Origin of the sequence: Celerinatantimonas marina, from assembly GCF_046054165.1 — a bacterium.
Lineage (GTDB): Bacteria > Pseudomonadota > Gammaproteobacteria > Enterobacterales > Celerinatantimonadaceae > Celerinatantimonas.
Genome location: NZ_JBFNXK010000003.1, coordinates 109,676 through 133,340, shown reverse-complemented (window position 1 = coordinate 133,340; position 23,665 = coordinate 109,676). Strand labels below are relative to the sequence as shown.

Genomic DNA, 23,665 nt, shown 5'->3' with positions numbered 1-23,665 from the left:
ATCTCGGGAGAAACACATGCAGACGCTTGCGATGACGACGGTTCTGTCCGATGCCAGCCCGATTGCCTTTGGTTGTATGGGGTTGGGGGGACAATGGGATGGATTGGGATATACGGCAGCAGAGTTGAAACAGGCGCACCATTGCATTGAAGTGGCACTAGAGGAAGGGATCAATTTCTTTGATCATGCTGATATCTATTGCAATGGGAAATCTGAGCAAATTTTCGGGGAAATTTTAGCCACTCAGCCTCAGCTTCGTGAACAAATCTATATTCAGTCTAAGTGCGGGATCCGGTTCGCCGATCAAGAAGGGCCGCAACGGTATGATTTTAGCTATCAGCATATTATCGATAGCGTCAATGGTTCTCTGCGGCGTTTAGGATGCGGTTATCTGGATATCTTGTTGTTGCATCGGCCTGATCCGCTGATGGAACCTGAAGAGGTCGCACGGGCCTTTGAGCAGCTGGCTGCTGCGGGGAAGGTGCGACATTTTGGGGTATCGAATATGAATCACCATCAGCTGCAATTTTTACAGCGTTATCTGGATCAGCCGTTGGTTGTCAATCAGATGGAGCTGAATCTGCTGCATTGTGATTTTGTCGAATCGATGGTTACAGTGAACGATCATCAGGGTCAGTCCGTTCATTTTAGTGAAGGACTTATCGAGTATTGTGCTGAGCAGAATGTGCAGCTTCAGGCCTGGAGTCCTTTGGCGAAAGGTGTGTTTGGTCGACCGGCGACCGAGGCTAAGGTGGCGATGGCTCAGGAGCATATCGATCAGTACGCCCGTCAGTTTGGATGCGAGCGGGAAACTATCTTGCTGGCGTGGTTGATGCGTCTTCCGATTGGGATTCAGCCCGTTATTGGGACGATGAATGAACAACGGATCCGGGCTTGTGCTAAAGCCGTAGATGTTTCATTGTCCCGTGAACAGTGGTATCAGTTGTTCACGGATATTCGGGGACATCATATCCCTTAAATTAGCGGTTTGTGAGGACGGTTTACGGTTGCGGTGAAATCGTCTTCAGTGGCACTGGATCATCAGTAAATTCAGTGCCAGCTCGCTAATTTAGCCGCAAATGGGGTAATTTTTGTGCGATCAGAATTTTTTTTAAAAAAAAGTGTAGACACAAGGGGCCCAAGTGCATAATATACGCCTCCGCCAGCATTGAGCACCCGTAGCTCAGCTGGATAGAGCGTTGGCCTCCGGAGCCAAAGGTCAGAGGTTCGAATCCTCTCGGGTGCGCCAGGCAACGCGAACGCTAAAACGTTAGCAAAAACATAATGATGGTGGGTGTAGCTCAGTTGGTAGAGCCCCGGATTGTGATTCCGGTTGTCGTGGGTTCAAATCCCATCACTCACCCCACTTGCGAAGGTGGTGAAATTGGTAGACACGCTAGCTTCAGGTGCTAGTGGCCTTACGGCTGTGGGGGTTCAAGTCCCCCCCTTCGCACCATATTCTTCTTTTAGAATATGAATTAGGAAGTAATACTTGTCGGTGAATAGCGCAGTTTGGTAGCGCATCTGGTTTGGGACCAGAGGGTCGGGGGTTCGAATCCCTCTTCACCGACCACTTCTTTAAAGCGTTTTAATCCCTTGAATGTGTCAGTGAGCTTTACGGGAAAGTTCATGGGCTTTTGTGTGATTAGGAATGCTATTTCTTCGTCGGTGAATAGCGCAGTTTGGTAGCGCATCTGGTTTGGGACCAGAGGGTCGGGGGTTCGAATCCCTCTTCACCGACCACTCTTCATTGAAGTTTCTATTTCATTTCTGCTTTATAAATCGTTTTTTATCATGGGTTCAGTTGATGGTACATGTCAGATGAAACCGGGCATGATTTAACGCCCCGTTGATGAGCTGCTGACGGATCCCGAGTGTTTGCCCAAAATGAGCCGCACAGGCCTGTAAAAAGCCATGACAGACATGGGCGAAGGGCATTGAGGATTGATAATCCATCACCAATAGATTGTCTTGCATCTGCAAAATCGTAAAGCGAGGCGGTTCATGGTCATGATATAGCTCGGCTATTTCAAGTTGCAGAGGGGTATCCGGATGCAAAAACATTTCAAAACAGTTGCTACTGTTGTCAAATAGGTCGGGTTTTTCGTAAAGCAAATATTCGAAGATCTGCTCGCCAAAACGTCGTTGTAACGAAACACTGTCCTGATGGAGCTGATGAGCGATGCGGTCAATAAGTTGAACCGGATGTTCATAGTGACTGCTGAGTTCTGCTGCATCCATGGCTAACAGCTCATCAAGCCCTGATTCGGCCCGAAACTGGCGTTGTAAAAATGTTTTGACTGGCTCAATCATCGCCATCATTTAGCTTTCTCCAGTAAAAACCACCTATTTACTATGGTCATTGATGGCTAAAAAGTACAGCGTTGCAGTGAAGATTAATCCAGTGGATGGGCCATGGTGTGTGGCATTTTCCAGTGTAGCAGTAGATTGGCGCTGACGGATAGGGTCAGTATCGTTAGGGTCACCGGCCACAGGCCACCATTAAATAACCAGGTCGAAATCGCGCTAAAGAGGGCCCCACAGATAAAATTAGTCGCGCCCATTAAGGCCGATGCGGCACCGGTATGCTGTTTGAAGTGGCTCATATATACCGCACTAATATTAGGCATAATGGCACCCTGCATACCGATGGTGATGATGATCCCGGTCGCAATAGCCCAGAGCGGGTGGCCCAATCCGGTCGCGAGGGTTAATCCAAGAACAGCCAGCAATTGGATGCGAGTGCCTTGTCTGAGCAATTTATTGGGTGAATAGTGGTTTAAACGGCAGGCATTGAGGCGGTTGGTCAGTGCCATCAGAATGATGTTCGCGGCAAACAGCAGGGCAAACCAGTGATCAGCCAGCTGGTAATACTGTTGATAAATAAACGAAGCATTGGCGATAAAGACCATCATTTGACTAAAGATGAGCGCTTGAGCAATCAGATAGCGATAGGCGGGTTTGATTTGCATGACATGCCGATAACGAGCGAGTGCACTGATGGAATCAGCAGAAGACGGAGTCGCTGGGGCGGTAATAAATTTGGTCACCATGATGATCACGATCAGTGGGTAGCCGACCATAAAATAAAAAACGCTTTGCCAATTGCCCAGAGTGATTAATAGCGTGCCAAATGCAGGGGCTAGAGCCGGTGCGGCCACCATGATGAGTCCTACGAGCGCAAACAGCTTAGCGGCTTCCGCACCACTGGCTCGATCCCGGATTAATGCCGGAACACAGACAAAAGCAAAACCACCGCCTAAAGCCTGAATGAATCGTCCTATTTGAATGACCGTCAATTGATGCGTTTGTGACATGACAAGACAACTGCAACTATAGATCGATAGTCCCATCAGGATCATGGTTTTGCGACCAAAACGATCCGAAAGGGGGCCGCCGATCAATTGTCCGAGCGCCAGCCCCAGGACAAAGATACTGACGGTGGTAGCAATTTTATCGGGAGAGACGCCCAGATCGCGTGCCATATAAGGGATCCCGGGCAGATATGAGTCCAATGCAAATGGGCCACAGGCGGCAATCAGTGCCATGAGCGCCGCAAAGCGATGGTGAGTTTTCAGTGACGCTGGATGCTGCAAATATGACTCCCGGAACGACTTAAAATAAAGACGGCCATGGGTTCATGGCCGTTTAAAAGGGTTAGTGGATAAAGACCAGACTGGCTAGCCAATAGCCAAAGATAGTAATTAGAATAATACCGATTAGGTTTAAAACAAAACCGGCCACGATCATTTCTTTAATCCGCAGCTGTCCCGAGGCAAAGACCACACTATTGGGCGGTGTAGCCACCGGCATCATAAAGGCGCAACTGGCTGCCAGTGCAGCAGGAATAGCAATCGTCATTGGACTGGTATGCATGGCTAGACCAATGGGGCCTAGTAACGGCAGAAACCCCGCAGCCGTCGCGGTATTACTGGTGATTTCAGTTAAAAATATAATCGCGGTTGTAACGATTAAAACCACGATAAGAATCGGTAAATGCTGCGTTCCTGCCAGACTTTGCCCGATAAAATCAGCCAGTCCGGAGCTTTTAATCAGAGCGGCCAAACTCAGCCCGCCTCCGAATAACATGAGTACGCCCCACGGAACTTTTTTCGCAACCTCCCAATCGATAATCCGGGTATTTTGTTTGATATCGATGGGGATGATAAATAACAGTACCGCAGCCAGCATCGCGATACCGGTATCACTGATCTCGATTCCGGTCCATTTGACTAATAATGGTCGGAACATCCAGCTTAAGGCCGCTGCGGCGAAAATAATCGCGATATAAATTTCAGCAATACTCATCGGTCCCATTTTTTGAAGTTGTGTTTTTAAGGCCGCTGCGGAGTCTTCATGGGCATCTTTAGGCATTTTAAAATTGATTTGAGTCAGCCAAAACCAAGTGAGAAATAGCATGACTACGGCCAGTGGGACCCCGACCATCATCCAATGACTGAATCCGAGTTCAATCTGGTAATTATCCGATAAGTAAGCCGCAAGGAGCGCGTTGGGTGGCGTTCCAATTAAGGTCCCCAGTCCACCGATACTGGCGGAATAGGCAATGCCCAGTAAGAGTGCTGAAGCAAATCCGGGATGAGGTTGTTGCTGCTCACGCATGGTGATAATCGACATTCCGATCGGTAGCATCATCACGGCGGTGGCCGTATTACTCATCCACATACTTAAAAACGCTGTGATCAGCATAATGCCACCGATTTGATGGCTAGGTTTGGTGCCAACGGCGAGTAGCGTTAACAGGGCAATTCGGCGATGCAGATTCCAGCGTTCCATTGCTAAACTTAGGATAAAACCGCCGAGAAACAGGAAAATCAGCGGGTGGGCAAATGAGGCCGTGGCGACTTTGATTGAGCTGACCCCTAGTAGGGGAGCCAGTACCATCGGAAGAAAGGAGGTCACCGGAATTGGCACCGCTTCACTGACCCACCAGATGGCCATCATGGTCGCAATCCCTGCGGTATGCCAAGCCGCCGGGCTTAATTGGGTAAAGGGAGGGGGTGATATTAGAGTTATTAGAACAACGACAGGTCCAGCTAGCAATGCTAGCCATTTAATCTGTACCATCCTGGGTGACAGTTGTTCAGTCATAGCAGATCCTCACTTCTAGGGGCGTATTTATGCTTGTGACATGACCGGAACGGCTCGGGTCATGGTCGACTTTAATTGTGAACCTTGGGCCGTTGTCTCCAGCACCTCATCAATGAGGTTAACGCTCGGCCCGGTACGCTGTTGATATTGATGGCTCGAATGTTCAACCGCTCCGGGGCAACAAACCCTGGAGGAGTATGGAAGATACATCAAATAAAAGATGACGAATTGTTCACATTTTTTTCACATTTATCAATAGGGATGAGTCCGAAATATTTAAAGGCCAAGCGCACGATTTAAAGACGCAACGGTGAGCTATCGAAGGGGGATTTGGGGCAGAAGAGGCAAAGGATTGTCGCCATGTTATAAATTCATGCCAGTGTGAACACTGGCATGAATGAGAGCAGAGTAGAGAGGTGTTCTATTTCGTTAAGCGGTTTGTGCAGATTCGGAAGTTTCTCCCATATCCGCTTTACGAACAAATGCATAGAGGACGCCGGTCACTAGCGCTCCGATAACAATGGCGGCTAAGTAAGCTAAGACATTGTTAATCGCATGAGGGATCAAGAGTACGAAGATCCCACCATGAGGTGCACGGAGTTCACAGTGCAGGTACATAGATAATGCACCGGTGATGGCTCCGCCGATCATATTGATTGGAATGACTCGCATCGGATCTCGAGCGGCAAATGGAATGGCTCCTTCAGAAATAAAGCACAGCCCCAGCACAAAAGCCGCTTTGCCGCCTTCTGCTTCAGGTTTGGTGAATTTACGACGCGCGATGAAGGTTGCGATGCCCATGCCCAGAGGTGGGACCATCCCCGCAGCCATGATGGCCGCCATTGGCATGGTCGCCGAGGCGTCTCCACCGGTTTGAGATGCGAGTAAGCCGACTCCGAAAGTATAGGACGCCTTGTTGATTGGACCTCCCAAGTCAAAGCACATCATGAGTCCCAAGATCAATCCCATCAGAATCGCATTGGCTGAGCCCATGTGTTTCAAAAATGAGGTCATGGCCGCCATAATGGCCGCTGTTGGCGTTCCAATGACATAAATCATCGCTAGACCGGTAATCGCACTAGCCAGCAGTGGGATCAGCAAAATAGGCTTCAGTGATTCGACACTAGTGGGCAGTTTGATATAACGGGTCAGCAGTTTTGCCGCATAACCGGCGATAAACCCGGCGATGATCCCACCGATAAACCCAGCGTTCAGCGTACTGGCTAACATCCCCCCAATCATTCCTGGAGCAATCCCGGGGCGATCAGCAATGGAATAGGCAATATAACCGGCCAGAACGGGGATCATCAACGCAAAAGCGGTGGCTCCACCAATCTGACTTAAAGCCCAAGCGAAGGTTCCTTTGTGATCCCCTGCATGGATCCCCCCAAATAGAAATGACAGCGCGATCAGCAAGCCGCCGGCGACGACGACCGGTAACATGAAGGATACCCCGGTCAACAGATGTTTATAAGGACCTGATTTTTCTTTTTTGGCACCGTCTTCTGATGATGAAGTGCTCTGCGCGCTACCACTTTGGACTGTGGCTTGGGTTTGGGCGTCATCGAGTACTTGTTGCGTTTTTTTCAGGGCTACCCCGGTTCCGCAGTGGTAAACACGTTTGCCGTTAAACGGAGAACGATCCACTTCGATATCGGTGGCCAGAATGACAAAATCAGCGGCCGCAATTTCATCGGCCGTTAACTGGTTTTTGGCACCCACACTGCCCCGGGTTTCCACTTTGATATTCCAACCGCGTTTTTGCGCGCCTTGTTCCAGTGCTTCAGCGGCCATAAAGGTATGAGCCACCCCGGTTGGACAGGCGGTTACCGCCACAACATTGATGCTTTGGGACGTTGCAACTGCCGTAACAACCGGAGCAGTGTAAGCTGTGCCGGACAGGCCAATGACTGCCGCTGGATCAGCTAAGATGGCTTCGATGGTGGTGTCGACAACCGATAGGCCCTGCAAACGAGAGCGGTCCACGGTGCTAGATTCAGGCAGTGCCAGAATAATTTTATCGCAACTTTGCAATTGTTCCGTGGTCAGCAGTGTCACAGAGGTAACACTGGAGTGGCATTCAGTGATAGCCTCAATACCTTGTTTTTTAGCTTCTTCTTCCAGTCGCTTGGCTGCCATAAAACTGGTGGCAATTCCGGCTGGACAAGCTGTGATAATCGCTAATTTCATCCTTTTGTCCTCACGTATTAGGCAGTTGAGTGACCTGCACTTGTTGAATCAGTGACTCTAATTGTGATTGATCGCGAATCCCTACACTCACTTGGGTAACAGCCATCGCTGAAATGGCTGTCGCATAGGTGATGGCCTTCGTGGCATCCCACCCCTGACTGAGTGCATGAGTCATGGCTGCGACCATTGAATCTCCAGCTCCGACGGTACTGACGACATTGACTTTAGGCGCTGCCGCTTTGATGACGTGATCGGCGCAGACCCATAACACGCCTTTACTCCCGCGGGAAACCAGAACATGAGTAATCCCTTTATGCACGAGCTGCTTGGCTGCGGCCACAATTTCATCTTCGCTATTGAGATCGTGTCCGGCCCATTGCGCGAGTTCCATATCGTTGGGTTTAATCAGATAAGGTTGGGCATCTAAGCCATAGCTGAAGGCTTCACCGGAACTATCGAATACCACTTTGGCACCCTGTTGATTAAGCAGATCAATCCAGCGCTGATAAAGCGTTGGGCTGACGCCCCGAGGTAAACTACCGGCCATGACAAACCATTCATTCGATGCAGCCAGTTCCATTAGTTTTTGTTCCAGTTTCTGCACGGCTTGATGGTCAATGGCCATTCCGGGAAAGTTGATGTCGGTGACTCGGCTATTGGATTCGGCCAATTTGACGTTGGTTCGGGTCTGACCGTATTGGCGCAGGAACTGATCTTCTGCCTGAATGGTTTCAAATAGATGTACGAAAGGTTCAGCATTTTCAGTCCCAAGCCATCCGGTGACGATGGAGCGGGTGCCCATATCTGCCAGCACTCGGGCCACGTTAATTCCTTTGCCTCCGGGAGTTAGCTCCGCAGTATCGACAACATTGACGGCATCGATAGTGAGCTCACTGAGCTGCCCGGTTAAATCCAATGCTGGATTCAGTGTCACACAGACCACACTCATAATTCTTCTCCCAGACCGGCTTCAATTTGAGCCTTGATATGATCCAGGGCTTCCCGGGCTTGTTCCCCTTCGGCAGTGAAGCGTAATTCATGACCGTGCCGAGCTCCCAGACCAATCACTTTCATTAAGCTGCGACCATTGACGGGACCATTGCCTTCGGTCAGATTTTCAACGGTGACATTGACATCATATTCTTTGATGGCTTTGACCAGCATGGCCCCAGGCCGGGCATGTAAACCATGTGGGTTTTTCAGGATCACGGTTTCTTGTAATGCGCCAGCTGCTGGAGCCGCTACTTTAGCGCTGGATGTTTCAGCGAGCAGCGCGTAGATAGCTTTTTCATCTGTGGCCGTAAGCAGCGATGCCAGTTGCCCTTGAGCGAGTAATGCGGTCAGTTTTTCCAGAATGGCTTGATGTTGATTGTCTTTGGCGACGACGCTAATCAGCAGTTGGCAAGGATGTTCTTGGTAGCTAAATGGCTGATGGGTCCGAACGATACAGACGCCAGTGGCTTTTATATCGGCTGTTGAAGCATTTAACCAGACGCCTTCACCTAAATGAGTAAGCGGTGTTTGCATCAACGGGGCGATCCCATTATCGCCAATGGCCCCGGTCTGTTTGAGCTGACCAGCCGCTACGGCTTGTAATTGGGTGATATTGGAGGCTGGAAAATCTAATAGAATACTTTCCGGGGAAAATTTCAGCCCACTGTTGCCGGCCAGAATATCGACAATTTGCTGTGGATTTTGGATCGACTGTAATTGTTCAATGAGTCCATCTTGATCCAATACATGGGTTAACTGGCGTAGAATGGTCAAATGTTCATCCGATTTAGCCGCGATACCTATCGCCAAATAAACGGTGTTGCCATCACCCCAGTCGACGCCCTGTGGAAACTGAACCAGCTGTAAGCCCGTTTGTTCAACTTGGTCCCGGGTATCGGTGGTGCCATGAGGAATCGCAATGCCATTTCCTAAAAAGGTACTGGATTGCTGTTCGCGGGCCAGCATTCCGTCGATGTAACCTGATTTGACAAATTGAGCGTCGACCAGTTTACTTGCTACGAGTCGGATGGCGGCGACCTTGTCGGAGGCCTCGGCTCCTAAAGTAATGTGATGAGTATGAATTTCCAGCATACAAGGTTCCTTCGGTTATTCGCGCTGATGGTTGAAGCATAGCTAGAACGATTCAGCTTGCGGCTAAAAAGAGTAGTTTTGTGACCTGTATTAAAATTTTAAAAAATCTGTGGGGATATCACAGATCAAAGGCCCCTGACCGTTTGGAGCCGTAAAGATTAGTGCTATGCTGAATCGTGTCAGCAACAGATGCAACCGAACGTGACATTATTTTTTTAAGTTGTGAACTGGATCAAATTGAGGTTATCCATGAAGTTGGACGAGATTGCGCATCTGGCCGGAGTATCCCGAACAACGGCCAGTGCTGTGATTAATGGTAAGGCTCAGCATTACCGAATCAGTGCCAAAACCGTTGCCAAGGTGATGGCTGTGGTCGAGCAGTACAAATACAAGCCGAATCAGATTGCGGCTAATTTGCGTTCCGGAGAAAGCCACTCTTTGGGATGCATTGTGCCGGATCTGGAAAACCCCAGTTATGCTCGGTTGGCTAAATGTCTGGAACAAGGGGCTCGGGAACGGGGTTATCAGTTGATTATCAGCTGTAGTGATGATCTGCCGGAAGTTGAGGTTCAGCTCGCTGAAACGTTGGTGACCCGAGGCGTTGATGCGTTGCTGGTGGCCAGTAGTTTAGCTCCGGATAATGCGTTCTATCCGAAGTTATTGGCAGCCGGGAAACCGATTATTGCCATTGACCGTATTTTGGATGATCAAATTTTTGCCAATATCATTAGTGAAAATGTCGACGGTGCAGCGACCTTAACCCGGGCCAGTATTCATTCCGGAATGAAAAAAGTCGCTATTTTAGGGGCATTGCCGCAGTTGTTGGTTTCCAGTGAGCGAGAACGGGGAATTTGTAATCAGCTCGATAAATTATTACCGGATGTGGAATACCGCTGTTTCTACGGACATCATTATAGCGTTGAGCAGGGCGGAAGTCTGATGACTCAGGCACTGAAATGGAAACCGGATTTAGTGATCACAATGGCTTATGTTTTACTAGAAGGCGGGTTGGCGGTACTGGCTCGTCGTCCGGAAGTTTTAGGGGATACGCGTTTAGCCACTTTTGGGGATAACCGGTTGTTAGATTTTCTGCCTTATCCCATTAATGGCCTCTCCCAACAAATGCCGTTGATTGCGGAACGCGCTATGAAAATGACATTGCAAGCACTGGCGGGGAATTATCAGCCGGGAGTTGAACTGGTCGATCGGCAGTTGGTGATTCGTCAGTCGCAAAAAGAAAGCGCCGGAGTGCTGCCGGTTTCATCGGTGCGGTTATGATCCAACTACAGCTGAACGAAGTGCATTGTGTGGCCCAGGATCCAAAGCGACATCTGGCATTTACCGATCTCTGTCAATTTGAATCGCGTTATTGGCTCAGTTACCGAGAGGCTTCCAGTCACCATCATCAAGATGGACAACTGGTCATTCTTCTCAGTGACGATGGGCAAAACTGGCAGTTTCATTCCCGGATCGGTGTGGATTCAGGAGAGCTGCGAGATCCCAAATTTGTCGTCACTGATGCTGGCGAGCTGTGGTTGCAGTGTGCTCGGGTTGATGCGCAAGGATTGCAGTCACTGATCTATCGTTGGCAGGAGCCTCAATGGCTGGCGCCGGAGGCGATTGGTGAACCGAATGTATGGCTCTGGCGGACCTTATGGCAGGCGGATTTTGGACTGAGTTTTGGTTATCGTCGGCCCCAGACACTGCAGTTATATCGGGCTAGCCGCAACCCACTGGACTATCAGTTGTGGAATGCCCAGCCGCTGGGCGATTGGGCGGCGCGTTACGGTTATCCCAATGAAACCGGCTTAGCGATTGATCAGCGCGGAGTCGGTTATTGTTTGCTACGCCGAGATGCCGATAACGGACATGCATTACTAGGGCACTCTCAGCCGCCGTATCGCAACTGGTTCTGGCAAGAATTGGATCAGGCGATTGGGGGACCGGTACTGACTTTAACGCCAGATGATCAACTTTTGGCGGTGGTGCGGCTCTATGATCCTGCCAGAACCAGTGTGTGTCAGATCGATCCGGATAATGCTTCGATTCGGGAACTCCTGACGCTCCCTTCTGCGGGAGATACCAGCTATGCCGGTGTTATCTGGCAATCACCGACGCAGTTGCTGATTAGTTATTATTCATCCCATGAAGGCAGCAGTGCTATTTATGTCGCTGAAGTGGCGGTGGAAAACGGTTAGGACAGAGCAGCGAGGCTGCTCTGAGTTGGATTAATCTTTAAGTTCAGTGAACAAGCTGGTGGCGAAGCTTTTTTCACAGTAGTGACATTTTAGCTTGATTTGTCCATGCGCCTGACGCACATAAAAATAGCTGGGGACTGATTCACTGTGGGTAATACAGTTACTATTCGGGCAGCTAAAGACGCCGTGAATCGACTTCGGCTGAGCCACCTGAAATTTACGTACAACGGCATAATTTTCAATGACATTGATGGTTGCCGTGGGAGCAAATAAGGCCAGCTGGTTGGCTTGTTCTTCACTGAAAATCGTATCCGCGACTTTAATCAGATCTTTAGCCCCATCATTTTTAGTTGGAAGATTCAGACCAATCGTTAACCGTTTACTGGCATCTGCCAGTTTTAGAAAGCGCAGAATTTTAATGCCCTGACCGGCTGGAATATGGTCGATCACGGTGCCTTGTTCAATCGCTTCAACCTGTAATTTTTTATCCATCTCAAGCTCCGAATTCATTGGTTAATACCAGCGATAGCAGTGCCTGACGTGCATAAACGCCATTTTGAGCCTGCTCGAAATAATAGGCATAAGGGGTCTTGTCGACATTCATGGCAATTTCATCGATCCGAGGCAGTGGATGCAACACTTTTAGGTTGGGTTTGACATGGCCTAAAATATTGGCATCTAACACAAAGCAGGAGCGTAGATACTGATATTCGGTTTCATCAAAGCGCTCTTTCTGAACCCGGGTCATATATAAAATATCCAGTTCATCGACAATCGATTCGATGCTTTCGTGAAAACTGTAGCGGATCCCTTTCTCATGCAGTTCTTCAATTAGGTAATCCGGCATGGCCAGCGCGGGCGGCGCGATGAAATGAAATTCACAGCCGAACAAGGAGAGAGCCTGCGCGAGGGAATGAACAGTTCGTCCATATTTCAAATCGCCGACAAAAGCGATTTTCAGGCCTTCTAGGGTGCCTTGCGTTTCATAAATAGTGAAGAGATCAAGTAAGGTCTGAGTTGGGTGTTGATTGGAGCCGTCACCGCCATTGATCACCGGCACATTGGAAAATTCACTGGCTAGTCGTGCGGCGCCTTCCTGAGGGTGGCGCATGAAAAATGCGTCACTGTAAGAGGAGATGATGCGAACGGAGTCCGCTAATGTTTCCCCTTTTTTTCCCAAAGAGGTGTTATTGCCATCCGCAAAGCCGATGACGCTGCCGCCGAGGCGTTGAACGGCGGTTTCAAATGATAAACGGGTTCGGGTTGAGGCTTCAAAAAAACAGCTGGCAATGACTTTATTTTTTAACAGTGAAGGGCGGGGGGTTGCTTTGAGTTCGCCGGCGGTCGCCACAATGAGCTCCAGCTCGGGGCGACTGAGATCGGCAATCGAGATAATGTGCCGATGGTAGAGCGGATTGGTCATGATTCGCTTCCTAAGTCCGATATGGTGGTCGGATTGGCATTATAGCAGTGCTTGTCGGAATAGACAGTGTCGACTATAAGTTTTTATAAATTCACGATTGACGTGGTTTTAAGGCTTCTTTGTTTTGTGACTTAAGGCGAGATTTAGGGCCTTTGATAGTCCTTGATGCAAGGGGCTTATTTTTGTCTGAAAATTTAGCAATTTTTGCTTGGGGGCTGCGCAAAAAATGGGTATGATTCGGCCGATTTTTCATCGGGCTATCATGACGGCTTGAGTGATGAAAAGTCAGCCATGTGATCGAACACATGACAGACTTGAGAGGAGAATACAGGTGAAACGAAATAAATTGCTCTGTGGGTTGGCTCTATTGGGGGCGATGCTATGGAACGTCGCTCAGGCCGAGGAACCTGTTCTGCATGTTTATAACTGGACGGAATACATCGCCGAAGACACCATCCCGGAATTTGAGAAAGAAACTGGTATTAAAGTGGTTTATGACGTCTTTGATTCTAATGAAATGCTAGAAGCCAAATTATTCTCGGGTAATACCGGGTTTGATATTGTGGTTCCGTCACAGGATTTTTTTGGTCGGCAGATTAAAGCCGGCGTGTATGAAAAGTTAGATAAATCTAAGTTAACCAACTGGGGAAACTTGGATCCGAAGTTACTCTCTTTTATTCAAGCCTATGATCCCGGAAATCAGTATGGGGTTCCGTATATGTGGGGAACCACCGGGATTGGCTATAACGTGGATAAAATCAAGCAGATCCTAGGTAAAGATTATCCGTTGAACAGTTGGTCGTTGGTCTTTGATCCGACCGTTGTGGCTAAGCTTAAACAGTGCGGTGTTGCCTTTTTGGATGCGCCGAGTGAAGTGATCCCGGCAATGCTGAATTATCTGGGGCAGGATCCGAACAGTGATCATGCGAAAGTGTATACGCGTGGTGCGCTGCCGGAACTGATGGCGAAATTGCGGCCCTCGATCACTTATTTCCACAATTCTCAATATATTAACGATTTGGCCAACGGTGATGTTTGTGTCGCGATCGGCTGGTCGGGTGATGTGATGATGGCGGCCGAACGAGCCGAACAAGCCAATAATGGCGTGCATATTAAATATATGATCCCGAAAGAAGGTGCGGGCGTATGGTTTGATATGCTGGCAATTCCGAAAGGCGCTAAACATCCTGAAAATGCTGAAAAATTCATTAATTATTTGCTACGGCCGGAAGTGATTGCGAAGGTGACGGATTTTGTCTGGTATGCGAATCCGAATACCAAAGCGACAAAGCTCATCAATGCTGAAATTGCCAATGATCCAGGGATCTACCCATCCGCGGAAGCATCGGAGCATCTGTATGGATTTAAAAATCTATCGATGCGTAGTGAACGGTCACGTACGCGAGCTTGGACCCGGTTTAAAACGGGTCAGTAACCGTGGAATGATTTAAGTTGTTGCCGCGCTTTGCAGCGCGGCATTTTTTTTAGGGGGAATGCACATGGCTGCAGTTTCGCGTCCACCGGCTACCCGGGCCGCAGCCCGGACTCCGCTACTGGAGATCCGGGGGTTAAGTAAGTTATTTGATGGCATCGCCGCCGTGGACGATGTCGATTTGACGATTCATCGCGGTGAAATATTTGCACTGTTGGGCGGTTCCGGGTGTGGAAAATCCACTCTGCTACGGATGCTGGCCGGCTTTGAAGTCCCGTCACAAGGCGAGATCCTTCTCGACGGGCAACGACTGAATGATATGGCCCCGTATGAACGGCCAGTCAATATGATGTTTCAGTCTTATGCCCTGTTCCCGCACATGAATGTGGCGGATAACATTGGCTATGGCCTCAAGCAAGATCGATTAAGCCGTGCTGAAATCCGTCATCGTGTCGATGAGATGCTGGAATTGGTGCATATGCGAGAATATGCTCGCCGTAAACCGCATCAACTTTCCGGAGGGCAGCGACAGCGAGTCGCACTGGCTCGAAGTCTGGCTAAACGTCCTAAGTTATTGCTTCTCGATGAACCGATGGGAGCCCTCGATAAAAAGCTGCGCTCTCAGATGCAGCTGGAAGTGGTCAATATTATCGAGAGTGTCGGTGTAACCTGTGTGATGGTCACGCATGATCAGGAAGAAGCGATGACGATGGCCGAACGAATCGCGATCATGAACCGAGGCGAATTTGTTCAGATTGGTACTCCGGAAGAGATCTATGAGCAGCCGAATTCTCGCTATAGCGCTGAGTTTTTAGGGGCCACCAATATTTTTGAAGGACAGGTCCGTGACGAACAAAGTAATCATGCGATTATTCATTGTCCGCAGCTGGATTATCCGATTGAATTAGAACATGGGACCGGATTAAATGCCGGATCTCCCCTGATGATCGCAGTACGTCCGGAAAAAATGCTGCTGCAAACTAGTATGCCGGAGCAAAATTATAATGTGGCATTTGGCATGGTAGAAGACATTGCCTACCTTGGGAGTGAATCGATCTATCATATTCGGCTCGATTCTGGGTTATTGATTATTGTCAGTATGCAGAATATATCCCGGTTACGGCGCAATATGCCGACTTGGGATGATCCGGTCTGGCTGAGCTGGGAAGCGGATAACAGCGTGGTACTGATGCTATGATGAACTGGCGGAAATGGTCACGGCATTTGGGACGACGGGCCTTAATCGGGATCCCTTATGGTTGGCTGCTGTTATTTTTTCTGATCCCGTTTGCGCTGGTGCTCAAGATCAGCCTGTCTGAAGCACGGCTGGCTATCCCGCCTTATACGCCTTTAACAGAGTTCGCCGATGACCATCTGACGGTATTGATCAATCTGGGCAATTACCTGATATTGGGGGATGACCCGTTGTATTTTTCGGCACTGCTCAGCTCGTTGCGGATTGCAGTGACGGCGACTCTGGGCTGCCTGCTGATTAGCTATCCGCTGGCATGGGCGATTGCCCATGTGCGCAGTCGTTATCGCTCATTAATTTTATTGTTGGTGGTGTTGCCGAGTTGGGTTTCCTTTTTGGTGCGGATTTATGCCTGGATTGGGATCCTGAAAAATAATGGGCTGGTCAATAATATCCTGTTATGGCTGGGCATCATCGATCAACCATTACATCTGTTATATACCGATTTTGCCGTGCAGATAGGAATTATTTACGCGTACTTGCCATTCATGGTCTTGCCCATCTATAGCTCGATTTGCAAATTAGATCCCTCGTTAATAGAAGCTTCGGCCGATCTGGGGGCCAAACCCTGGAAAACCTTCTGGAAGGTTGTGGTGCCTTTAACTCGAGGAGGCGTGTTAGCGGGAGTGATGTTGGTGTGTATTCCAGCTATTGGTGAAGTGGTCATCCCTGAACTGTTAGGTGGGCCATCTAGTCTGTTGATCGGGAAGGTTTTATGGCAAGAGTTCTTTAGCAACCGGGATTGGCCGGTTGCCTCGGCTCTGGCCTGTATTTTGTTAATTGTGCTGATCTTGCCCATTTTGTGGTTTCATCGTCATCAGCGCCGGGAGCTTGTCGCATGAATCAACGTTCCATCTGGCGGACGCTATGGCTTATCGTCGGGCTATTGTTCCTTTATTTGCCGCTGGTCTATGTCATTCTGTATTCGTTTAACAGTTCCCGGTTGATGACGGTTTGGGCCGGGTTTTCATTCAAGTGGTATGGTGCATTGTTGCATGATGATGTGCTGATGGGCGCGGTCTGGATGAGTCTGCGGGTCGCCTTGATGGCGGCGACATTGGCGGCTATTTTTGGGATTATGGCGGCCTTTGTTTTGGCCCGGATTGGGCGTTTCCGAGGGGAGAATGGGTTTGCATTAATGATCACGGCCCCCTTAGTGATGCCGGATGTCATTATGGGATTATCGTTGCTGCTGATGTTTGTTTTTATGGGACAGTGGCTGGGATTTCCGGCTCAACGTGGGATGCTGACGATTTTGATTGCCCATGTAACGTTGTGTACCGCTTATGTCACCGTGATTGTCAGTGCCCGGCTGCGGGAGTTGGATCGCTCTGTTGAGGAGGCGGCACTGGATTTAGGGGCGACCCCATTGAAAGTCTTTTTTACGATTACTCTTCCTATGATGATGCCGGCAGTGGTTTCTGGTTGGTTGTTGGCTTTTACACTCTCATTAGATGATGTGGTGATTGCCAGTTTTGTATCCGGCCCCAGTTCAACGACTTTGCCTATGGTGATCTTCTCCAGTGTTCGTTTAGGGATCAGCCCGAAAATTAATGCACTGGCAACCTTGTTTATTCTGGTGGTTGCTGTAACTGCATTCATGGCCTGGTGGCTGATTTCACGGAGCGAAAAACGTCGTTCACAGGCGTTGCGGCAACATGGATTGAAGGTTATCTAATCTTACACACGATAGAGTGATAAGCGCGTTAAAACTGGCTTATCACTATCCCTTCTTTTTTTGATCGAAGTATCATATTGAAACATTTTTTCAAAATTGAATTGATATTATTATTAATTCATTTGATAGTACTTTCATTAAACTAGTTCCATTAAAATAATTAGTATATTAACTAATTCAATTTATTTAACTAACATATATATTATCAGATTAAATAACCCAGATAGAGTTGTTTATAGAAGTTCTGATTAGTACAAGGACATATTATGAATAAACGATATCAATTGATCCCTTCCGGTATAGCTTTGGCGGTTGGGGCTGCCTTATTTATTTCGACTACAGGTTTTGCTTCAGCGGCTTCTCTTGTATCTAATGTTGCACTGGAGAGTGCTGCCGTCGGCTATGCTACTCAGAATGGTGGAACATATGGTGGCCGGGATGCGACCAGTAGCCATATCTATTTAGTCGATAATATTAGTGATTTTAAAAGTGCATTAGAAGCGGCTGAAGATGCTCCGAGTATTATTCAAATTCGCGGTACAATTGATATTAGTAATGGTCAATCCTATCAGAATTTTGATGATGAAAAAGCTCGTTCACAATTAAAAATCCCATCAAATACAACTATTATCGGTGTCGATAGCAATGCCGGCTTTATTAATGGTTCATTGGTTATGTCACATGTCAATAATGTGATTATTCGTAATATTAAAATAGAAACTCCGGTGGATGTTGCACCTAAATATGAAGAAGGTGATGGCTGGAATGCTGAATGGGATAGCATGAGTGTCACCTATTCTAAAAATATCTGGGTAGACCATGTGACATTTGATGATGGTTCATTTACTGATGCCGATTACTCAACTGTCAATGGTGAAGAATATGTTCAACATGATGGTGAATTGGATATCAAACATGGTAGTGACTTTGTGACTGTATCCTTTTCAGTCTTTAAAAATCACAATAAAACCATGTTGATTGGCCATAGCCAAAGTAATAGTGGTGAAGATGCCGGTCATTTACGAGTCACATTGGTGGATAATATTTTTGATCATATCGTGCAGCGCACACCGCGGGTCCGTTTTGGTAAAGTTCACGCATTTAATAATGTGTTTAAAGGAGACTACAAGGATCCCACTTACCGTTATATGTATTCATTCGGGCTGGGTTACGAAGGGTCGATCCGTTCGGAAAATAATGCGTTTATGATTGACCATTTAAAAACCTCGAAACAGTGCAAAGTGGTTTCGGTTAAAAAAGATAACAGCTCATTTTCTGACAGTGGTTCGACGTTCAATGGATCGGCTTTAGATCTGTCTGGTTGTAGTCTGCCGACCTCTAACTTATCTTGGTCGGTCCCCTATAGTTATCAGCTTCATGAACCGCAAAATCTGGATAGCTGGTTGACTCAAAATGCCGGTGCATCCCATTTGTCTATTTAGTGCTTTATCATTTCGAGGGGCCGACTGACGTCTGCCCCGGTTTTATGAATATTTAAATCACACGTATCCCCTCCATGGGGCTCCTCCGCTTCATCCCTGACGCGGAGGCGTGACTGATCGGTTTTGGGTCACAATGATGTACCGCTATTTCGTTTTCCCTTCTTTCGATACTCCAACTCGGGACAGTAAAAACCAACGGTCAAAAATTCAGCACAAAGGTGTAGATTTGGCACTTTAGCGCTTTAAAAAGAGTCGAGTGGATAAAAGTTTGAGTAAAGTGAGTATTTTATGTCTAAGAAATAGCCATGCGATTAAAAATGCTGCGTTTTATGAGAGCGAAACCGAATTTTTAGGCTAAAAAATAGCCATTTTGAGATATTCTGCCATTTTGGTGCAAATTGGTTTATTTGGCGGGTATTTACACCTTTTCCCCTGTTATTTAAAGATTTTTAACGGATTTGATAGCAATTTACATGATCTGATTTTGAATAATTTCCCTAAATTTTATACGTTTTGGTGGTTCTTCGTGTAAACTTCCCCCCCGAAAAGGTATTTGCATGCCACATAACATCGAATATAAAAAACCTGTCATAGCCAGTTCAATAGCTAGAAGTAACAGCAGGTACGCAGTAAATAAGGGAGAAGTATGGATTTTGTTTCACAGATCGAGAGTGCCATCCATGTGGTGATGGATCCGATCAGTCATTTTATTTGGAGCTATATTTTAATTTACCTGTTGTTGGGTGCAGGACTGCTCTTTACTTGTTTTACTCGATTCATGCAGTTTCGTTTGCTGGGTCATATGATGCGGATTACGTTCAGCAAACGTGCCGCTGGTGAAAAAGGCATTAGTGCCTTTCAGGCGTTCGCTACCTCGTTGGCTTCCCGAGTTGGGACCGGCAATTTGGCTGGGGTGGCTATCGCATTGTGGGTTGGTGGCCCCGGCGCCGTGTTCTGGATGTGGATGACGGCATTAGTGGGGTTGGCCACAGCATTTATTGAGTCCACCTTGGCTCAGGTCTATAAAGAGCCCCATCAGGATGGATCATTTCGTGGTGGTCCAGCCTATTACATCGAGCGAGGTTTAGGTCATCGCTGGATGAGTATTGTATTTGCGATTTTCTTATTATTTGCCTACGGGCTGGCCTTTAATGGGGCTCAGGCGAATACCATCGCTCAGGGCATGTTATCGGCATTTAGTATTCCTACTTGGGTGACTGGGGTCGTCTTGGTGATCCTAACGGCGCTTATTATCTGCGGAGGCGTACGCTCCGTTGCTCGGACGGCAGAAAAAGTAGTGCCGATTATGGCCGGAGCCTATCTGTTAGTTGCGTTATATATTTTGTTGGTGAATTTACCTCAGGTTCCCGCTATGTTTGCATTGATCTTTAAAAGTGCATTCGGTTTCGGTCCCGCGATTGGCGGAACCGTCGGCTTTACCGTCAAAGTCGCAATGGAAAATGGAATCAAACGGGGTCTGTTTTCTAACGAAGCCGGGATGGGGTCAGCCCCTAACGTGGCTGCAACTGCTACCGTGAAACATCCGGCGGCTCAAGGGTTGGTTCAGGCCTTTGGGGTCTTTGTCGATACCTTGGTGATCTGTACTTGTACCGCTGTGGTCATTTTACTTTCTGGCGTGTATGAACAATTGATGGCCAGTGGCCAAACGGTAGAAGGGATTGTGCTGACTCAACAGGCCATGACTGAGCATCTGGGTTGGTTTGGCTCTGATTTTATTGCCGTGGCGATTTTCCTGTTTGCCTTTACCTCTATTATTGGTAATTACGCTTATGGTGAAATTAACATCGGTTATCTGTTTAAAGGGCATCCTCGAGCAGCGATTTTTATTCTACGGATGGCTGTATTAGTGATGGTGATGGCCGGTTCGGTGGCTAACTTATCCTTTATTTGGGAGTTTGCTGATTTTGCGATGGGCTTGATGGCAACCACGAACTTAATCGCAATTATTTTCCTCGCTCCCGTGGCCTTTATGGTGTTACGGGATTACGAAGCGCAACGTAAGCAAGGAATTAAACAGCCGGAATTTGATGCGACTTCACTTGAAAAAGTAGCCGGACACTATAAGCAGGATATCTGGTCATAACGTTTGTTCATATGTGAAAAACCGCCGTTTATACGGCGGTTTTGTGAGGGCTGATAAAATTTTTTAACGTGATGGACCCGCTTTTTCCAGTTCTTTGCCGGCGACGGTATCGGTATATTGTTCGAAATTTCTAATAAACCGATCGGCTAAGTCCAGTGCTTTGGTTTGCCATTGTGCGGGATCAGCATAAGTTGCCCGTGGATCCAGAATTCGGGGATCTTTAATACCGGTGATCGCTGTTGGCATCGCTAGATTGAATATGGGTAACTCAGTAGTGTCACAGTGATCGACTTCGCCATTTAAAATAGCATCAATAATGGCGCGGGTATCCGCAATGGAAATACGTTTTCCAGATCCATTCCAGCCGGTATTGACCAGATAGGCGGTCGCATGACTAAGATCCATCCGATAAGCCAGAACTTGTGCGTATTGGGTTGGGTGCAATGTCAAAAATGCCGCGCCAAAACAGGCTGAGAAAGTCGGTGTCGGTTCTTTTACCCCTAACTCTGTACCCGCGACTTTGGCAGTAAAACCGGACAAAAAGTGATATTGCGCTTGTTCCCGAGTGAGTTTAGCCACCGGCGGCAGCACTCCAAAGGCATCGGCAGTTAAGAAGATTACTTTGGTTGCATGACCGGCTTTTGAAATGGGTTTTACAATATTATCAATATGATAAATAGGGTAGGAAACCCGGGTGTTTTCGGTTTTGGAAGCATCGTCATAGTCAATATGCCCATTTTCATCGACGACCACATTTTCTAACAGCGCATCTTTGCGGATGGCATGATAGATATCCGGTTCGGCTTCTTCTCGAAGATGAATCGTTTTGGCGTAGCATCCCCCTTCAAAATTAAAGACCCCATCGTCGTCCCAACCATGTTCGTCATCCCCGATCAAGGCTCGTTTGGGGTCGGTAGAGAGGGTGGTTTTCCCGGTGCCGGAAAGGCCAAAAAAGATCGCTACATCGCCGTCTTCTCCGACATTGGCACTGCAATGCATCGCGGCAATATTTTGCTGGGGCAGATAGTAGTTCATGATGGCGAAAATCCCCTTTTTCATTTCGCCGCCATACCAGGTTCCGCCGATGAGCTGCATCCGTTCGGTCAGATTAAATACGGTATAGTTTTCTGAATGAAGGCCCTGCCGTTGCCAGTTCGGGTTGGTGGCTTTAGAAGCATTGAGCACCACAAAATCAGGTTGATACTCTTCTAATTCCGACGCATCCGGACGAATAAACATGTTAGTCACAAAATGAGCCTGCCAGGCGACTTCGGTAACAAAGCGGACTTTCATCCGTGAATCCGGATTAGCGCCACAATAGGTATCGATCACAAATAAACGACGCCCTTCTAGCTCCTGAAGTGTGGTCTGTTTGAGTTCATCCCAAATTTGTTGGGTGATGGGTTTGTTATCGTTGGGAGAACGATCATTGTTCCACCACATTGTGTTTTCGGTTGTGGCATCTTTAACGAGATATTTATCTTTAGGTGTGCGTCCGGTAAAGATGCCGGTATCAACCGTCACGGCACCGGTATCCGTGAGTCGACCTCGTTCAAAGCCTTCTAAATCAGGTTTGAGTTCTTCGACAAAGAGTTGCTCAAAGCTTGGGTTTCGGACGATTTCGGTTGGATGATGAATGCCATAGGATCGAAGATCTTCGGCAAGTGGAGTTTCAGGCCTTGTGATATCTAGCATAGAGGTCTCCTCATTAGCTTGGAGGCAAATATTGGGTACGTCCTATATGTTTCTTATAGAGTAGCTAAGTCGGATAGTATCGATGCGATAGATGTCAAATAACTGTTATTAATTTGAACAAAAGTAAAAAAAGTGGGAAATCTATCCCACTTTTTTTTACAAATATTACCTAGTGTACTATTGGGTCCGATTGTGAGCCATGAAATAAGCGGGTGATATCGGCTTTATTAAAATGATAATGAGTTCCGCAGAATTCACAATGCATGGAGATAGCCCCTTGTTCTTCACAAATTTGTAACAGTTCTTCTTCATCCATTGAAAATAGAGCGGACTGGCAGCGCTCTTTGGAACAAGTACAGGAGAAACTGATCGGTTGCGGTTCAAACAGTTGCACCTGTTCCTGATGATAAAGTCGATATAACAATTCTTCGGTCGGGAGTGTGAAAAATTCCTGATGGGTCATGGTATGCGTTAATTCGCAAACATGCTGAAAATCATCGACCACCTGACTGCCATTGGCCGGCAGTTGTTGCACCAGCATGCCGCCACAGCAAGGCTGGGTTTTATCTTCTTGATAAAAAAGCCAGATGCGAGTGGGTAACTGTTCTGACTGTGCAAAATAATGTTCCAGACTTGCCGCAATTCCAGAGGGATCTAAGGCGACCATTCCCTGATAGCGTTCACCGTTAGCCGGAGTGATGGTGATGACCAAACGAGCCTGTTCTCCGATCAGATCGGCCAAAGAGGCATGCTCGTCAAAGCGGGTTTCATCCCAGCGCGCTACCCCACGCATTTGCTGGCGATGATTGCCGTTAATAGCGATGTAATGCAGCGGACCTTGGCCCTGCATTTGAACGGTGATATCCCCTTCAAATTTTAGCGTCGCTGTGAGCAAGCTGGTTGCGGCCAGCATTTCAGCGAGGAGTTGTCGGATCCGGGATGGGTAGTGTTGTTGATTTAAAATAGTTTGTAGCGTTTGGTCTAGTTGAACAAGTTCACCCCGAACCTGATAGTTTTCAAACAGGTAGCGGTATAAAGTATCACTTTGTGCCATGAA

Annotated in this window: 19 protein-coding genes and 5 tRNA genes; 14 read left to right on the top strand and 10 right to left on the bottom strand. The window is 47.8% G+C overall.

The window, feature by feature from the left end; genetic code table 11:
- Positions 1–16: 16 nt before the first annotated feature.
- From ABUE20_RS04550 to ABUE20_RS04525, 6 genes are all read left to right on the top strand, one after another.
- Complete coding sequence (locus ABUE20_RS04550; protein ID WP_408618656.1) at positions 17–979, top strand: aldo/keto reductase; 963 nt, start codon at positions 17–19, stop codon at positions 977–979.
- Positions 980–1,172: 193 nt separating this feature from the next.
- Positions 1,173–1,249 (top strand) — tRNA-Arg (locus ABUE20_RS04545).
- Positions 1,250–1,290: 41 nt separating this feature from the next.
- Positions 1,291–1,366, top strand: a tRNA-His gene (locus ABUE20_RS04540).
- 3 nt (positions 1,367–1,369) lie between these two features.
- Positions 1,370–1,456: transfer RNA gene (locus tag ABUE20_RS04535), tRNA-Leu, on the top strand.
- A gap of 40 nt (positions 1,457–1,496) precedes the next feature.
- Positions 1,497–1,573, top strand: a tRNA-Pro gene (locus tag ABUE20_RS04530).
- Between the two features lie 93 nt (positions 1,574–1,666).
- Positions 1,667–1,743: transfer RNA gene (locus ABUE20_RS04525), tRNA-Pro, on the top strand.
- Positions 1,744–1,800: 57 nt separating this feature from the next.
- Here ABUE20_RS04525 and ABUE20_RS04520 read toward each other — a convergent pair.
- The 6 genes from ABUE20_RS04520 to fruB form a co-directional block, all read right to left on the bottom strand.
- Positions 1,801–2,322 carry a heme NO-binding domain-containing protein gene (locus tag ABUE20_RS04520; RefSeq protein WP_408618655.1) on the bottom strand — a complete coding sequence of 174 codons (522 nt, stop codon included), beginning with the start codon at positions 2,320–2,322 and terminating at the stop codon, positions 1,801–1,803.
- A gap of 74 nt (positions 2,323–2,396) precedes the next feature.
- Positions 2,397–3,596, bottom strand: coding sequence for a multidrug effflux MFS transporter (locus ABUE20_RS04515; RefSeq protein WP_408618654.1), 1,200 nt, complete (start codon positions 3,594–3,596; stop codon positions 2,397–2,399).
- Between the two features lie 61 nt (positions 3,597–3,657).
- Entirely contained in the window at positions 3,658–5,109 is a 1,452-nt protein-coding gene (locus ABUE20_RS04510) for an SLC13 family permease (RefSeq protein WP_408618653.1), read from the bottom strand.
- Positions 5,110–5,538: 429 nt separating this feature from the next.
- Positions 5,539–7,299, bottom strand: a complete 1,761-nt coding sequence (locus tag ABUE20_RS04505) for a PTS fructose-like transporter subunit IIB (RefSeq protein ID WP_408618652.1) — start codon at positions 7,297–7,299, stop codon at positions 5,539–5,541.
- A 10-nt stretch (positions 7,300–7,309) separates the two neighbouring features.
- Positions 7,310–8,248 (bottom strand): 1-phosphofructokinase, encoded by a 939-nt coding sequence (gene pfkB, locus ABUE20_RS04500; protein WP_408618651.1) that lies wholly within the window; start codon positions 8,246–8,248, stop codon positions 7,310–7,312.
- On the bottom strand, positions 8,245–9,384 hold the full coding sequence (fruB, locus tag ABUE20_RS04495; protein WP_408618650.1) for a fused PTS fructose transporter subunit IIA/HPr protein: 1,140 nt from the start codon (positions 9,382–9,384) through the stop codon (positions 8,245–8,247). Before fruB ends, pfkB begins: the two co-directional genes overlap by 4 nt.
- A 249-nt stretch (positions 9,385–9,633) precedes the next feature.
- Between fruB and cra the strand changes: the two genes are divergently transcribed.
- Both cra and ABUE20_RS04485 read left to right on the top strand, forming a co-directional pair.
- Entirely contained in the window at positions 9,634–10,662 is a 1,029-nt protein-coding gene (cra, locus tag ABUE20_RS04490) for a catabolite repressor/activator (RefSeq protein WP_408618649.1), read from the top strand.
- Positions 10,659–11,582 carry an exo-alpha-sialidase gene (locus tag ABUE20_RS04485; protein WP_408618648.1) on the top strand — a complete coding sequence of 308 codons (924 nt, stop codon included), beginning with the start codon at positions 10,659–10,661 and terminating at the stop codon, positions 11,580–11,582. The genes cra and ABUE20_RS04485 overlap by 4 nt, the downstream gene beginning before the upstream one ends.
- A 30-nt stretch (positions 11,583–11,612) precedes the next feature.
- Here the strand turns inward: ABUE20_RS04485 and pyrI are convergent, their stop codons facing one another.
- Both pyrI and pyrB read right to left on the bottom strand, forming a co-directional pair.
- Positions 11,613–12,074 (bottom strand): aspartate carbamoyltransferase regulatory subunit, encoded by a 462-nt coding sequence (gene pyrI / locus ABUE20_RS04480; RefSeq protein WP_408618647.1) that lies wholly within the window; start codon positions 12,072–12,074, stop codon positions 11,613–11,615.
- A gap of 1 nt (position 12,075) precedes the next feature.
- Positions 12,076–13,005, bottom strand: coding sequence for an aspartate carbamoyltransferase (gene pyrB, locus ABUE20_RS04475; protein ID WP_408618646.1), 930 nt, complete (start codon positions 13,003–13,005; stop codon positions 12,076–12,078).
- Positions 13,006–13,330: 325 nt separating this feature from the next.
- Between pyrB and ABUE20_RS04470 the strand changes: the two genes are divergently transcribed.
- The 6 genes from ABUE20_RS04470 to ABUE20_RS04445 all read left to right on the top strand — a co-directional run bounded on the left by ABUE20_RS04470 (position 13,331) and on the right by ABUE20_RS04445 (position 20,913).
- Complete coding sequence (locus ABUE20_RS04470) at positions 13,331–14,440, top strand: extracellular solute-binding protein (RefSeq protein ID WP_408618810.1); 1,110 nt, start codon at positions 13,331–13,333, stop codon at positions 14,438–14,440.
- A gap of 64 nt (positions 14,441–14,504) precedes the next feature.
- On the top strand, positions 14,505–15,635 hold the full coding sequence (gene potA, locus ABUE20_RS04465) for a polyamine ABC transporter ATP-binding protein (protein ID WP_408618645.1): 1,131 nt from the start codon (positions 14,505–14,507) through the stop codon (positions 15,633–15,635).
- On the top strand, positions 15,632–16,531 hold the full coding sequence (locus ABUE20_RS04460; RefSeq protein WP_408618644.1) for an ABC transporter permease subunit: 900 nt from the start codon (positions 15,632–15,634) through the stop codon (positions 16,529–16,531). Before potA ends, ABUE20_RS04460 begins: the two co-directional genes overlap by 4 nt.
- Complete coding sequence (locus ABUE20_RS04455) at positions 16,528–17,367, top strand: ABC transporter permease subunit (protein WP_408618643.1); 840 nt, start codon at positions 16,528–16,530, stop codon at positions 17,365–17,367. The genes ABUE20_RS04460 and ABUE20_RS04455 overlap by 4 nt, the downstream gene beginning before the upstream one ends.
- Positions 17,368–17,633: 266 nt before the next feature.
- Positions 17,634–18,809, top strand: coding sequence for a pectate lyase family protein (locus ABUE20_RS04450; protein ID WP_408618642.1), 1,176 nt, complete (start codon positions 17,634–17,636; stop codon positions 18,807–18,809).
- 646 nt (positions 18,810–19,455) lie between these two features.
- Positions 19,456–20,913, top strand: coding sequence for an alanine/glycine:cation symporter family protein (locus ABUE20_RS04445; protein WP_408618641.1), 1,458 nt, complete (start codon positions 19,456–19,458; stop codon positions 20,911–20,913).
- A gap of 63 nt (positions 20,914–20,976) precedes the next feature.
- On the opposite strand, the gene pckA is transcribed toward ABUE20_RS04445, so the two are convergent.
- Positions 20,977–22,608, bottom strand: coding sequence for a phosphoenolpyruvate carboxykinase (ATP) (gene pckA, locus ABUE20_RS04440; RefSeq protein ID WP_408618640.1), 1,632 nt, complete (start codon positions 22,606–22,608; stop codon positions 20,977–20,979).
- Positions 22,609–22,777: 169 nt separating this feature from the next.
- On the bottom strand, positions 22,778–23,662 hold the full coding sequence (hslO, locus tag ABUE20_RS04435; RefSeq protein ID WP_408618639.1) for an Hsp33 family molecular chaperone HslO: 885 nt from the start codon (positions 23,660–23,662) through the stop codon (positions 22,778–22,780).
- Positions 23,663–23,665 lie beyond the last annotated feature (3 nt).

Excerpts from the sequence above, each read along its gene's own strand:
- ABUE20_RS04550 (WP_408618656.1), top strand. The coding sequence starts at position 17 with ATGCAGACGCTTGCGATGACGACGGTTCTGTCCGATGCCAGCCCGATT.
- ABUE20_RS04520 (WP_408618655.1), bottom strand. The coding sequence starts at position 2,322 with ATGATGGCGATGATTGAGCCAGTCAAAACATTTTTACAACGCCAGTTT.
- ABUE20_RS04510 (WP_408618653.1), bottom strand. The coding sequence starts at position 5,109 with ATGACTGAACAACTGTCACCCAGGATGGTACAGATTAAATGGCTAGCA.
- ABUE20_RS04505 (WP_408618652.1), bottom strand. The coding sequence starts at position 7,299 with ATGAAATTAGCGATTATCACAGCTTGTCCAGCCGGAATTGCCACCAGT.
- pfkB (WP_408618651.1), bottom strand. The coding sequence starts at position 8,248 with ATGAGTGTGGTCTGTGTGACACTGAATCCAGCATTGGATTTAACCGGG.
- fruB (WP_408618650.1), bottom strand. The coding sequence starts at position 9,384 with ATGCTGGAAATTCATACTCATCACATTACTTTAGGAGCCGAGGCCTCC.
- cra (WP_408618649.1), top strand. The coding sequence starts at position 9,634 with ATGAAGTTGGACGAGATTGCGCATCTGGCCGGAGTATCCCGAACAACG.
- ABUE20_RS04485 (WP_408618648.1), top strand. The coding sequence starts at position 10,659 with ATGATCCAACTACAGCTGAACGAAGTGCATTGTGTGGCCCAGGATCCA.
- pyrI (WP_408618647.1), bottom strand. The coding sequence starts at position 12,074 with ATGGATAAAAAATTACAGGTTGAAGCGATTGAACAAGGCACCGTGATC.
- pyrB (WP_408618646.1), bottom strand. The coding sequence starts at position 13,005 with ATGACCAATCCGCTCTACCATCGGCACATTATCTCGATTGCCGATCTC.
- potA (WP_408618645.1), top strand. The coding sequence starts at position 14,505 with ATGGCTGCAGTTTCGCGTCCACCGGCTACCCGGGCCGCAGCCCGGACT.
- ABUE20_RS04460 (WP_408618644.1), top strand. The coding sequence starts at position 15,632 with ATGATGAACTGGCGGAAATGGTCACGGCATTTGGGACGACGGGCCTTA.
- ABUE20_RS04455 (WP_408618643.1), top strand. The coding sequence starts at position 16,528 with ATGAATCAACGTTCCATCTGGCGGACGCTATGGCTTATCGTCGGGCTA.
- ABUE20_RS04450 (WP_408618642.1), top strand. The coding sequence starts at position 17,634 with ATGAATAAACGATATCAATTGATCCCTTCCGGTATAGCTTTGGCGGTT.
- ABUE20_RS04445 (WP_408618641.1), top strand. The coding sequence starts at position 19,456 with ATGGATTTTGTTTCACAGATCGAGAGTGCCATCCATGTGGTGATGGAT.
- pckA (WP_408618640.1), bottom strand. The coding sequence starts at position 22,608 with ATGCTAGATATCACAAGGCCTGAAACTCCACTTGCCGAAGATCTTCGA.
- hslO (WP_408618639.1), bottom strand. The coding sequence starts at position 23,662 with ATGGCACAAAGTGATACTTTATACCGCTACCTGTTTGAAAACTATCAG.